Annotated in this window: 6 protein-coding genes and 2 pseudogenes; 3 read left to right on the top strand and 5 right to left on the bottom strand. The window is 38.3% G+C overall.

Annotation, left to right across the window (positions count from 1 at the left end; all coding sequences use genetic code 11):
• Positions 1-356: 356 nt before the first annotated feature.
• The 3 genes and pseudogenes from ID47_RS04550 to ID47_RS13850 all read right to left on the bottom strand — a co-directional run.
• Positions 357-1,175: a tellurite resistance TerB family protein gene (locus ID47_RS04550; protein WP_038464385.1), complete on the bottom strand. Its 819-nt coding sequence runs from the start codon at positions 1,173-1,175 to the stop codon at positions 357-359.
• Positions 1,176-1,367: 192 nt separating this feature from the next.
• Positions 1,368-1,796, bottom strand: a complete 429-nt coding sequence (tnpA, locus tag ID47_RS04545) for an IS200/IS605 family transposase (protein WP_038464382.1) — start codon at positions 1,794-1,796, stop codon at positions 1,368-1,370.
• A 517-nt stretch (positions 1,797-2,313) separates the two neighbouring features.
• Positions 2,314-2,517: pseudogene (locus tag ID47_RS13850) on the bottom strand (Tn3 family transposase); the annotation flags it as partial.
• 79 nt (positions 2,518-2,596) lie between these two features.
• Between ID47_RS13850 and ID47_RS04540 the strand changes: the two are divergent.
• A complete protein-coding gene (locus ID47_RS04540) occupies positions 2,597-3,304 on the top strand; it encodes an IS6 family transposase (RefSeq protein WP_038464379.1) in 708 nt (235 codons plus the stop codon).
• Positions 3,305-3,543: 239 nt separating this feature from the next.
• On the opposite strand, the gene ID47_RS04535 is transcribed toward ID47_RS04540, so the two are convergent.
• Both ID47_RS04535 and fabD read right to left on the bottom strand, forming a co-directional pair.
• Positions 3,544-4,305 carry a 4'-phosphopantetheinyl transferase family protein gene (locus tag ID47_RS04535; protein ID WP_051908586.1) on the bottom strand — a complete coding sequence of 254 codons (762 nt, stop codon included), beginning with the start codon at positions 4,303-4,305 and terminating at the stop codon, positions 3,544-3,546.
• The gene (gene fabD / locus ID47_RS04530) at positions 4,295-5,143 is read right to left on the bottom strand and encodes an ACP S-malonyltransferase (RefSeq protein WP_038464376.1); all 849 of its coding nucleotides are present in this window, start codon (positions 5,141-5,143) and stop codon (positions 4,295-4,297) included. The genes ID47_RS04535 and fabD overlap by 11 nt, the downstream gene beginning before the upstream one ends.
• A 593-nt stretch (positions 5,144-5,736) precedes the next feature.
• Between fabD and ID47_RS11635 the strand changes: the two genes are divergently transcribed.
• The gene (locus ID47_RS11635; RefSeq protein ID WP_051908584.1) at positions 5,737-13,167 is read left to right on the top strand and encodes a GNAT family N-acetyltransferase; all 7,431 of its coding nucleotides are present in this window, start codon (positions 5,737-5,739) and stop codon (positions 13,165-13,167) included.
• Between the two features lie 138 nt (positions 13,168-13,305).
• Positions 13,306-13,749, top strand: a pseudogene (gene tnpA / locus ID47_RS04520) (IS200/IS605 family transposase).
• Positions 13,750-13,830: the final 81 nt, after the last annotated feature.

Here is a 13,830-nt window from a genome sequence, read left to right as displayed (position 1 = left end):
TTTCAAAAACTCAATTAATATTAAATTTCTTTAATGAGCATGCACCATTATGCCTAAAATCTACTAATTTTTGAGAAAATTGACCCGTGCAAACATTTTTTCATCCTCAAAAATAAACTTTGAACTATAAAAATCTTTTACTGAGGATATTGGCATTTAAAACCCACAACCAGTTGATTATTTTTCTTTTTGATTTCTTGTTTTCGTTTTCAGCGTTGCTAGGAGGAATAAGGAATAAGCAATAAGATGAAATCATTTTAAGAAAGGATCCTGTTTTAATCAATTAATCCTTATATTATAAGCAGACTCCTTTTTAACTATACAGCCAAAAAGGAGTTTGCAAGTTTAAAAACAACCTAATATTTTGATAACTTACGTTTCAAAATAAAAAGATAATTTTTATTTTTTGTATAGTATTCATTAACTTCTTTGTAAAAAGCATCAACATCTTTTTCAAAGTTAGGGGCCGTAATAATCACTGGATATCTATTTAATAAGCTTGCTCTCTTGCAACCCTTGTCTAGTAAGGCAAGCTCTTCCTTAGATATACCAAGCTCATTTGCTGCATTTTTAGCTGCTGACCGTTCTTTTGTGGAAAATTCTCCGTCTGCTCTTGAAGCCATGATAGCATCATATAAGGCGCACTTAGCAGCAGCTGTGAAAATATCAGAAGTTTCACCAACCTCCATCAAATTCCTTACATGTGCTTCAATAGAAGACTTTACATCCTCTTCTTTAAGAAGCTCACCTGTGTTCGCTTTATTATATAATCCAGCGAGATGCTCATCTATTACACTTTGAGATATCCCACTCCCTTGTTTGTCAGAACAGAGAAGCTTAAGCTGTCCTTTAATATATTCTCTTTCATCCTCACTTATTCCATCAGCACCTGCAATAGTATAAATTAAAGTAGCATAACTCTTAAGAACTTTTTCATTTAATCCACCACTGTAACCATATGTTGTTTCCATAGGACCTTTCACTTTAAGGTCTTCGCCATTTGGCTGTGGAGGGTGATCCCAAATTACAGCTCTCAGGGCACCCCTTAATTTCATTTCTATAGGGTGTAGCTCTCTGTCCAAAATATCCATAGCACATGCCTGTTTCAGGCTTAAAGCCATTATTCCAATAATCAACACTAGATTATTAATAAACATCGTTCTTAGGGCCTTCATTAAGGGACTCCTTGTTTTTATGGTTAATACATTTTCTAAGGCTTACCCTCAATTATCGTCTTTTGAACGAGGATGGCGGTTTTCTGCACTTCCTTCTCGCAAATACTTTTGCGTATTCTGCAATACGGTTCTCTAAATCTACCCTTCTTTCCTCAGCAGCTTTCAATTGACGATACACCTTAGATTCGCAATTTAATTCCTGCTTTCATTTAGGTCAATTGTTAACAATAAGCTGATTTTTACGTATTGGCGTATAATTTTTTCATTGACATTTCCAATCGTTTCAACAAAATAACTTTGAGTCCATAATTTACCACCCCAAAAATATTTTTTCTTAATGTCGGGATGAAGCTTGAAAAATTGTCGTGCTGAGATACTCTTGATGATTTGCATAATGTCTACTGGAGATACTTTAGGTTCCGACCGCACAACCATATGAATATGATCTACCGGAATCTCAAGCTCAAGAATTTCTATGTTATAGTCATAACCTATTTGCTCGATAATATTTTTCATAACGGTACGATAAGGTTCACTAAATACCTTATGACGATATTTGGGTATCCAGACAAAGTGATACATAATGCGGAAGACATGATGTGGGTTTCTTTGGAGTTCCATAAGATGGATAGCCCCCGAGATTTACGCTACGCCGTTAAATTATATGTTAATTAACATATAATTATGAGTATCTGTGTTACAAACACGCAGGGAATTGTAATATAGTGGGTTAATTTTGGTATAAGCCGACAAACTAATTGGGATCTCTCAGAGGCGTATTTCCATCAGGGCAAAGGAAAAATACCTCACCAACAGGCCATAGACATGACTGCAGCCGATCTTTCCTTTTATCAACCATTCCTCTTTCAAAAAACCTTGACCCAGCCGACAGGTTCATACATGAGGTTATGTACGTTCCCATATTAGCTCCATATACTGGATACTTGAAAGATACAAGGAACGTAAGATACCACAGGGATTTTCTATAATCATTGACAGGCTTTGCTTTACAGTGTTTTATGTCCCCCGTTTTTCAGATAGATTCAGGCGGCCATTTTCGGGGGTAAAATTCCGACAGAATCTTTACGCTTTTCTTCGGAGAAATCGTATTCACCAAGCATGTTGATATGCGCCCATGTCATAATAGAATGGCTGGAAATAATGTTGAGTACTGCTCTTTTTCCTCGTCGTCTGTCATCCGTTTCAGCTTATGGGTAAGATAGAGATAATTCCAACAAATAATACAATTTTTGATCAGCCGATTACATGCTTCAGCAATTTCCTGCTCTTCTTTCTCGGCCTGCCTAAATTCGCGTGGACTACCAATGGCTACGGCACGGGTGAAACGATTGGCTCCGTCAAGTTGTTGAGATTAATACTCGCCTAGTTTAAAATCCTTTTGAAAAAATGAGGGTCGAACCATGAATGAGCGGTATAAAGGCTATCGGATACCTAAAAGCATTATTGGTTATGCTGTGAGACGATATTACCGTTTTAAGCTGAGCTTAAGAGATGTTAGTGAAATGCTTTTAGAACGCGGTGTCGAAGTTACTTATGAAACAATTCGTAATTGGTGTCGTACCTGGGGCCCAGTGTTTGCCAAAACAATACGTCGCAAGAGAGGCTCTTCTTTCAAAGACAAATGGCACATTGATGAAATGAGAATAAAGATCAAGGGAGAAATCTTTTGGCTCTGGCGCTTGATCGATAGTGACGGTGAGGAAATAGAGATTCTTCTCCAAAAAAGACGCAATGCCAAAGCCGCTATACGATTTTTGAAATTGGCCCTTAAAAGAGTTAGAGTTTCTCCAAGGGTTATGATCACGGATAAACTGAGAAGTTACAGAAAAGCCCACCGTGTCTTATTTAAATCTGTTGAACATCGTTCTCACAAGCGCCTTAATAATCGAATAGAAAACAGCCACCAGCCAACCCGGGAAAAGGAAAGGCAAATGCGAGGTTTTAAAAGTCCTGGTGGTGCGCAAAGATTTCTCAGTAGCATGGGTGTTTTTCGGAATCTTTTAAAAGTTGGTCGATATAAATATTCTGCCCCAGACTATAGACAGAAACTTAAAATAGCTTTTGTGACATTTGATGATATTGTTTCTTCAAGCCAGAATTATGCCTAAAAATAGAAGAAAGGCGCTTCTCTAACTTCTTATCCAAACAACTTGACGGAGCCACTTTTCTATCATTCGTGGAAAGAGAACCAAGAGATTTCCCCGAAATTCTTCCCTGTCATTTTACCAATTAAAATTAGGGTGTTACACTCGCGTTTGCCAAAAATACGTCATTCTCCGGCGGAACTCCTCCTCCATCTGATAATAATGGGAACCTTGACCGAAGAACATTAAAATAATAGGCTTTCTCATGTAGGAAGCCTTCCTAAGATTTTTTGTATGGCTCTAATATCAAGGGCTAGATATGTCTTTTGGGGATAGACAAGAGAGCAAACTGCTGTATCTAAGAAAAAGGAAAGTGCTTTATACTGTTTGAAATTTTTAAAATAGCTTATTGCAAAATTTTCTTGATATTTAGTTTTTTCCACTTCTAAAAGTTCAAAGGGTGCCATAAGGCCGCATTTCAGTACTTTTGATAAAGCTTCTTTGACAGTCCACAGAAACGTCAATTGTACTGCTTTATTATCAGAAAATAAAAAAGCTAGCTGCTGTTCATTTGGTGATAATTGGGTTTTTATTGTAGCTACTTTGCTCGGACAGATTGCTTCTACATCAATGCCCATAGGATGAGCTTCTGGAAAAGCAAGAGCCGCTCCTAGAATATCCGTATGGCTAATGCTTACTTGTATATTGTCATGACTTAAGTAGTTGACAATAGGTTGATGGAAAACGCCAGTTTCAATCAATACTTGTGTAGAATTATTGAGATTTTTATAAGCAGAAATTGCCTGTTTGGCGCAATAACGCCCTAATAAATAGCTATGTTGACGTTTGGGGTAAAGGAGAGTGGCTAAATAATCTTGCTCTTTTGGATGAAGAAAATCATGATGCGTAGCGATTAATTGCTGAACATTGATTTGACTTAAACAAAGTCCCCCTCTCAGGACACAATCCTGGCGTTGTAAGATCAAAGGAGAAGAGTAAGTTGGTAGAGATAAGTTATTGTCCATTTTTAATACGTTGTACTAAGCCAGTGAGTACTGTTCCAGGCCCCATTTCTTCAAATTCTGTTTCGCCTTGGCCCAGCACGTAATCAATGCTTTCTGTCCACCGTACTGAATGAGTTATTTGTTGCACGAGGTTTGCGCATATATCGTTGGCAGCGTAAGGCCGTGCCGTATAGTTCGCAATCACTGGAATTGTAGGGGGAGAAAATCTGAATTTTTTTAAGAAATCGTCAAATTGTTCTTGAACAGGACGCATTTGAGGAGAATGGAAAGCGCCACTGACTTTTAAAGGGATGACCATCAGAGCGCCAGCTTGTTCACACAACCTTTGCGCTCGTTCAATGTCCTCTTTTTGACCAGAAATTACAATTTGAGTATGAGAGTTATCATTAGCAATTGCTATGCTTGTAAGATTATGCTGTTCCAAGATCATTTTTATGCTATCCACTTTTAAGCCTATTACAGCTGCCATAGCTCCGTTTGTAACTTGGTGCATCAATTTACCACGCTCTTTAACGAGTTTTAATCCTGTTTCAAAGTCAAAGACGCCCGCAGTTAGTAAAGCGTTATATTCTCCCAGACTATGGCCAGCCAAGAATTTAGGGGTTATCTTGGTTTCTTGTGCTTTTTTAAGGCAAGTAAGGGCATTAACAGTATAGAGAGCCGGCTGTGTATAATAAGTTTGATTGAGTTGCTGCTGGGGATCTTCTAAACAAAGCGTCTGGATAGAGTAGCCTAAAATACTATTGGCTTTTGCAGTAAGCTCCGGAAATTCAGAAAAGAGCCCACGGCCCATCCCTTTAATCTGTGACCCTTGTCCTGGAAAAATATAAACGCTCATTGAATAATCCCCTCGAGAAATTGGATGATGATTTTTTAATCACCTTGGTAAAAAAATAGCTTGTATTTTTAGAAAATTTATTTATCATCTTTTTTTATAAGAGAATATAGACAATTTATAGAAAAAGTAAAGAGTTTGTTTCAATGTTTGTAATTACCCCTTTTATGCGGGGAAGCTGTGATTTTAAAGATGATTAGGGCTTAACGCATGCCTACCTTGCAGGTGCAAGGTACAAAGGAATTGCATCGCCTGAACTTGTTATTAAGCTAAGACAGAGCGGGCATAGGGGGTTTTTAGGGACGCAGGGATTATGCTTAGAAAAAATTGAAGCGGCTATCCAAAAGATTCAACAGCTCTTGAAGCCTCACCACTCTTACAGGATGAACCTTTACTGCAATTTAGTTAAGCCAAGGCAGAAACAGCAGTAATTAGTACCCTTATCAAAGCCTTGCACAAAACTACAGGGATAGCAAGGTCCTTTGTTCAGTAGAAATAAAGGAAGTTATAAGTTTATTTGAAAATGAAGAGCCCCTCGGAAAAGAATAAGAATATTAAAACAGAAAAGAAAAATTAAATAAGTAAAGGATCCTTTAATGTTAGAAACAATGAATCGTTATATCCATGGTTACGTTGCTGTTCCAGTTATTTTATCATGCCGAGAGAGAGGTCTATTTGATCTCTTGAAAAACAAAGGACCTTTATCTTGTGAAAGTCTTGCTCATATATTAGAGGCCAACGATGGTCACTTAAGGGTGGCTTTGCGTATGTTTGAATCCTTAAATTGGATAAAAAAGGACCATAATGGCACCTATACATTAACTCTAAACCCTGAAACATCTCATTTTATTCAATCTATTCCACAAGAAATTTTATCTTTATATAAAATCCCTACGTTATCATTATTTAAAAATAAGCAACATAGAGAAATCTTATCTTTATGGCTCACAGAATTTACTAAACCCTCCATTGAGGATAAGCTTCTTTGGATAGATTTTTTTCATGGCGCTGTGGTTGTCCCGCTCCTTTTAGCCCTAAAAGAAGATTATCTTCCTAAGAACTTGTCCTTTCAAGAGCCTATGCATATCCTTTTGAAGGAGCTACCTTCAGAGCTACAACAACTTACAATCATGTTCTTTATAAATAAAGGGTGGGCTGAGCCGAGAGAGAACAACAATATTTTTTTAACGAATCTTGGGCGCTTCTTAATTGAGCGTGCCTTTAATATGGCTACTGGTGCTTCTTACGCTCCTATGCTAGGGAATATCTCAGAGCTTTTATACGGTGACCCTAAAAAAGTATTTAAAAGAGATGATGAGGGGCATGAGTTGCATGTTGATAGAACTTTAAATGTGCTTTCGAGTGGGTTTCAGCATGAAAGATATTTTGCTGATGTGGAAGATATTATTATTTCAATTTTTAACCAAGAACCTTTCGAAAATCAACCCCGTTATGTAATAGATATGGGATGCGGAGATGGTACTTTCCTAAAAAAGATATACGAGCTTATTTGCACAAAAACAGCGCGAGGAAAAGCTCTTCAGCAGTACCCTATTGCCATGATCGGAGTAGATTATAACCAGAAATCTCTTGATGCAACTGAAACCACTCTTCAACACATTCCCCATTATACTTTACAAGGTGATATTTCAGATCCCAAACGCCTTATGAATGATCTAAAATTATTAGGTCTTCCTGATCCTGAGAATTGTTTGCATGTACGTTCCTTCCTTGATCATGATCGCCCCTTTCTTGCTCCTGCAAGCAAGAAGCAAACAAAGGATCGTTCACGTATTCCGTATCAAGGTGTGTATGTTAACACGGAAGGGAAATCCATAGCACCTAATATTGCTGCGCAAAGTTTGGTAGAGCATTTTGGTCGTTGGTCATCGATTATGACAAAGCATGGCTTAGTTATTTTAGAAGTGCATTCCCTTACGCCCGAGATCGTTTCTTCGTACTTAGATGAAAATGAGAGTTTTCATTTTGATGCCTATCATGCCTTTTCAATGCAACATCTTATTGAGGCAGATGTATTCCTTCTTGCTGCTGCTGAAACAGGTTTGTTTCCCAAAAAAGAATTTGCAAAGAAGTATCCTCTTGTCTTTCCTTATACACGTATCACTTTAAATTATTTAGAGAAAAGACCTTATACCTTCTCAAATGCCCAACCAACAGACCTAGCAGATTTAGTAAAATTAGAAGCTCAATGTTGGCCGGAACATCTTCGCGCACCCGAACAAGAATTAAATTCTCGCTTGGAGCGATTTCCAGAAGGACAATTTGTAATAAAACAAGAAGAAAAAATAGTTGGCGTGATTTATACGCAACGAATTACAGATATGCACTTATTAAGTAAAGTAAGATTTGATCAGGTTGGGACTTTACATGATTCGTTAGGTGATACGCTTCAATTACTCGGATTTAATATTGTCCCAGAAATGCAAGATAGAGGCTTTGGTGATCAAATTTTAGAATTTGTACTGCAATTAGCTTTTTCTAAGAGTGGGATAAAAAAGATAGTAGGGGTGACACGTTGTAAAAATTATAAAGGCAATTTTCATATACCCATAAATGAATACGTCCAGCAGCATATCGACAGCCCTGAAGGGATAGATCCCATTTTACGTTTTCATACAAGCCATGGAGCAAAAATTGTTAACATTTTACAAACTTATAGACCAGAAGATATAGATAACCAAGGGGCTGGGATTTTAATTGAGTATAACCCTAATCTTCAACGCCAAGATTTGTTAAATCAAATCAAATTTATAGAAAAGCAAAGCAACCAAGATGAAAAAAAGATTTCTGATAACGAGATCTTCTCTTGTATCCTAGAGGTACTTCCCCAAAGGAATGCAGTACAATTTTCTCCCACAAAACCTTTAAGAGAAATGGGATTTGATTCTTTAGGATTGCTTGAATTAAGAACTCTCATAAATCAGCGCTTTGGGTTAAAGCTTGATTCCACCTTTTTCTTTGAATATGGTACCCCTGCTTTAATAGCTACGCAACTCCACAATCTTCTATCTCCTTCGCTTTCCATCGATGATCAAAAGAAGTGTATAGTTGAAAAAAAGATTTCTGATAACGAGATCTTCTCTTGTATCCTAGAGGTACTTCCCCAAAGGAATGCAGTACAATTTTCTCCCACAAAACCTTTAAGAGAAATGGGATTTGATTCTTTAGGATTGCTTGAATTAAGAACTCTCATAAATCAGCGCTTTGGGTTAAAGCTTGATTCCACCTTTTTCTTTGAATATGGTACCCCTGCTTTAATAGCGACGCAACTCCACAATCTTCTATCTCCTTCGCTTTCTATCAATGATCAAAAGAAGTGTATAGTTCTGCACGAGAAAATTAAGGAAAACCCACAATATGGCTTAGAGCCTATCGCAATCGTTGGGATGGCTTGTCGATTGCCAGGCAACATTAACAATATTGATGATTATTGGAGAGTCCTAAGAGAGGGGAAAGACGCTATTTCTAAAGCTCCTTCTAACCGCTTAGAATTGCAATCAAGTTCCCAGTTTCCCTCTGAAGGAGGATATTTAACAGACATCGATAAATTTGATCCAGCCTTTTTTAATATTTCTCCTCGTGAAGCAGAATTGATGGATCCTCAACAAAGAATTTTATTAGAAGTTACTTGGGAAGCCTTGGAACAAGCGGGCATTAATGCAAAACATCTCCATGGGACAAAAACAGGTGTTTATATAGGAATTTTCTCCCATGATTACGAGAAATTAATAAATAAGGCCCAAAGCGCCGAAAATTTGGATGTTTATTATGGGACAGGAAACTCTGCATCAGTTGCTGCAGGGCGCCTATCTTATGTTCTTGGTCTACGCGGGCCTTCGATTGCGATTAATACAGCTTGCTCTTCTTCATTAGTAGCAGTCCATTTAGCTTGTCAAAGCCTTCGCCAGGGAGAGAGTCAGCTCGCTCTCGCGGGAGGGGTAAATTTGATTCTTTCTCCTGAGTTAAGTATCTCTTTTTCTAAATCGAAGATGTTATCTGCTGATGGACGATGTAAGACTTTTGACGTTTCTGCTAATGGGTATGGCCGTAGCGAGGGGTGTGGTCTTATTGTCTTAAAAAGGCTTTCTCAAGCACTGCAAGATAGAGATAATATCCTTGGTATTATACGAAGCTCTGCAGTTAACCAAGATGGCGCAAGCAATGGCTTGACAGCCCCCAATCAAGCCTCACAAATTGAACTTATTAACTCAGCGCTGGGCTCTGCTCATATCGATCCCCAAACCATTTCGTACATTGAGGCACATGGAACAGGGACGCCTTTAGGTGATCCCATTGAAGTAAAAGCTCTAATGGAGACATATGGCCTGGAAAGAAAAATTGAAAACCCATTATTTCTTGGTTCTGCCAAAACCAATATAGGTCATACAGAAGCCGCAGCCGGTATAGCTGGCTTGATAAAAGTAGTATTAGCATTAAAACACCAGTTAATCCCTCCCCATTTACATTTTACGCGCTTAAACCCTCACATAGATTTTGGTAAATGCGATGTCCAGATTCCAACACAACCTTTACCGTGGCCAACATTTGATGAATCTCCCCGCCGAGGAGCGGTAAGTTCTTTTGGATTCAGTGGAACCAATGCACACGTAGTAATTGAGGAAGGACCTGGATATATTTTATCAACCCAGCAGGCTAAACCCTATTATCTCTTAGCTTTATCAGCAAAGCATCCTAATTCTTTAAAGCAACAACTAGAAGATCTGCATAGCCATCTCAAAGGTCATGCAAATTTACCTCTGGAGGCAATCGCTTATACCTTAAATATGGGCAGAAACCATTTTGACTATCGCTGTGCATTTGTCGTCTCCTCTATAGAAGAGTTGCAAGGCGCATTAGAAGAAATCAAGCAAGGGAAAAAGCCCAACCATTATTTAATAGCCAAAGATAAAATCTCTATGGAACAGGAGCCTATATTTGAAGAGATTCTGGGTAGAGTATTAGAAGAACTTCCTGAGAAAAAATCTGAACCCAGTACTTACTATAAGAAATTACTTACTTTAGCGGATTTATATATCAAGGGATATAGTATTGATTGGGAGGTATTACACCAGGGGGAAGCTAAACAAAGGATTAGCCTACCCACATATCCTTTCTTAAAAGAACGTTATTGGATTGAGCATCCACAAACGAAAGAAGAGGTAAGATCTGGCTCTGTGTCTGAAATGAGAGTAGCTTCAGCTTCTTTTGCTTCTCCCTCTCTTCTGGAAAGTGTCAAAGAAGTGCTATACCAAGACGAAATCCCTTCTTCCGTTAAAGGAGAAAATACTGAAGTCATCAACCCTTGGTGCCAGAAGCTCTTGTTGCATACCCTGCAGCAGATGGGTTTTTTTGATGAAGTTTCTAAGCCTTACACGAGAACTGACCTAAGGAAACAGTTAAGAATTATTCTTGAGCATGAGCGATTATTCTTTGCATTGATTGATATCCTTATACGGAATGGGTGGGCTTACGAAGCAGAGGAAAAAATAACACTGTCCTCTCAATATACCGAGGCTCTACCTTCATCATTAGAACAATTAGAACAAGAAAAAGTATTACTGAGCCAAGAATACCCTGAGCTGCAAGCCTACCTTAACCTACTTTGGACCTGCGTGAAAGCTTACCCCGAAATCCTGAGGGGTGAGAAATCCCATATGGAGGTTATGTTTCCTGGAGGGTCAATAGCTCTTGTGGAGGGAATCTATAAAGGATCATCTCGAGCAGATTATTATAATGAGCAAACGGCTCAGGCTGTGAAAGCTTATGTTCGTGAGCGTCTTAAGCATGACCCTCAAGCAGCGATTACAATATTAGAGATTGGGGCAGGGACAGGAGGGACAAGCACCTTTGTACTCAAAGCTTTGGAGGAATTTAAAGGCTCTGTTCACTATATTTACACAGATATTTCTCTTAAATTCTTGCACCATGGGGAAGAGAAGTGGAAGCAGCAGTATCCATGGATGAGTTTTAAACGTTTAGATATCGAAGCTTCTCCTCACGCACAAGATTTTTCTCCTCATAGCATTGATCTTATTCTTGCCAGCAATGTTTTGCATGCCACAAAGCGCATAGATGCTACGCTGAAGAATGTCAAGGAATTACTGAAAGCAAATGGCTTGTTGGTGCTCAACGAGATTAACGAGCGCTCAGATTTTTTAACGTTAACTTTTGGTCTTACCGAAGGATGGTGGTTATTTGAAGATGCACAAAAGCGCATACCCTTTTCTCCTATCTTAACCCAAAAGCAATGGAGAGAAGAACTAGGGAATCTAGGCTTCTATGTGGCGCTTATGCCTTATGAAGTATCAGAGATTGAAGAGGATATGGAACAAAGGGTTATTCTTGCCGAAAGTGATGGAGTTATTACGCAAGATTTATTAGAATTAAAAGAGGTTACTCCACGTGCTGAACATGCTTTTAGGACGAACTCTTCAATATCAACAAGCCAATCAGCTCCCTCTCTTCCTTTATCTCAGTATGGAATATCTGTAGAATCACTGATAAAAATGCCTCATATATCTCAAGAGGAGGTCATTAAGTTTATTACTGCCAATCTCGTTGAAGCGATGAAGAAAACTTTAAAGCTACCAAGCAGCAAAATTGACATCAACAAATCCTTTTCAGAATATGGGGTTGACTCTTTAGTGAGTATAGAACTGATTAATCAGATTAATACACTCCTCAAAATTTCCCTTAGAATCAATGTATTGTTTGATCATGCTACTATAGTGAATCTATCGCGTTTTATTCTGTCTCATCATGGAGAAAAAATACGTGAGGACCTTACCGAAGCAACCATAGGGACAAAGAAAGTTATTGAAGCTGAGGTGAGTGAACTGTCCTCGCCGAAGAAAGAGAAACATATCAAAAAATCTCCTACTCCACCTCACGATAATATGATTGAAAAATCCATGTTAGTGACCCAGAAGAAATCGCAGAATCTTTTACAAAAAACTGAAAGGTTAGAACCAACAGAAGACCTTTTAAGCCCGAATATTATACGACCCCAATATTTCTTGCCAGATGTTGCAAATAAAAAAAGGCAAATAATCACATCTCTTAAGTTTCCAGAGCTTATTCATCTCAATCAAGTTTCTCAGGGACAGCCAGTATTTTGGTTTCATCCTGGGCTAGGCGGAGTTCAACCTTATTATAGTCTTGCACAAAGCAGTCAGCGCCCTTTTTATGGAATCCAAGCTAAAGGCTGGAATACAGAACAATCTCCATTACGTGGAATCCAAACAATGGCGGCCTATTATGCTCATATTATACAATCCATACAACCTGAAGGGCCTTATGATTTAGGAGGATATTCTTTAGGAGGGATAATAGCCTATGAAGTTGCTCGTCAATTACAGGAGTTTGGACAAACTGTTTCTAGTATAGTGATGGTGGACTCACCTGATACTACGGTACTGAAACACCTCAAATTTTCTTCAAAAAGTGAGTTATTGCACGCAGCAAACTATGAATTGATGGCTGACTTTGCACAAGAACAAGAATTTGAGGAAATAGTTAAGATTCTTATTCATCGCGAAGAAGTAAATGCTACGTTAGAAGATAAGGCATTTTTAAAGCAGTTAAAACAATTGCTAAAAGCGCGTGGATTGAAAAAAACAGCAAATCAACTGGAAGCAAGACTTCAGAAAAAGGCGAAAGTTTGCCACTTATATGAAGTAAATCACTTTTCTATACAGCCTCTGGCAAATCCTCAAGAAGTATGTTGCTACTACTTCCGCAATAAAAGTGGCTTATTTTTTGGAGAATTAGAGCCTTATTACGCGAGCACGAAGAATGAAATTCCATTGGATCTCATAGATCACGCAAACTACTGGAGGGAGTGGGAAAATCAGTTTCCTAAATTTTATATGACCGACGTAGATTCTTCTAGTCACATCTCAGTGTTCTCTGAGCCTCAAGCTTATAAAGATATTATTAAATTTTGCGAGGACTTCTATTCAGCAGAAGGGGCTGAGGAGTCTTTAAAGGTGAATTTCCGGTTCTAATAGGGATATAAGTCGCCTTACGTTCCCAAGGTAGGAGACTATTATTGAGCGACAATTAACTTCTGTAGAGTAAGCCCCCAGCTGTGCTGGGGGACAATCAAAGTTTGACAAATACAGGAGTATTCATAGTCTTTTGAGTTGGACCGCTCAGTTCAAAAAAAAGGAAAGACATGGGATACCTATGAAAAATTAAATCATACAAGTTAGGAATGCAAATATGATGTTGTATTTATTCCAAAATATCGCCGTAAAGCCCTATTTGGTTATCTAAGAACGCATCTAGGAAGAATGTTGCATGAGCTTGCTTATCAAAGGAAAAGTGAGATTTTAGAGGGACATTTAATGCCAGATCATGTGCATATGTTGATCAGTATCCCCCCGAAATATTCTATAAGCCAGGTAATCGGTTATATAAAAGGTAAGAGTGCTATTCATATTGCACATGATCATTTAGGCAAGGGGAAAAATTATACGAGCATGAGTTTTTGGGCAAGAGGATACTTTGTGTCAACAGTTGGTAGAGATGAAAAGACGATACGTGAGTATATGTCATCCGCCATGGTAAATGACCCTCATAGATAGAAAACCGCCAACGTTATTGACCCCCTTGGTGGGACAATAAATTGACAAGGAAACAAGAACTTATCTCTTATGCTTTTGAAG

Origin of the sequence: Candidatus Paracaedibacter acanthamoebae (genome assembly GCF_000742835.1) — a bacterium.
GTDB classification, from domain to species: domain Bacteria; phylum Pseudomonadota; class Alphaproteobacteria; order Paracaedibacterales; family Paracaedibacteraceae; genus Paracaedibacter; species Paracaedibacter acanthamoebae.
This window is presented reverse-complemented; position numbering and strand designations above follow the sequence as displayed.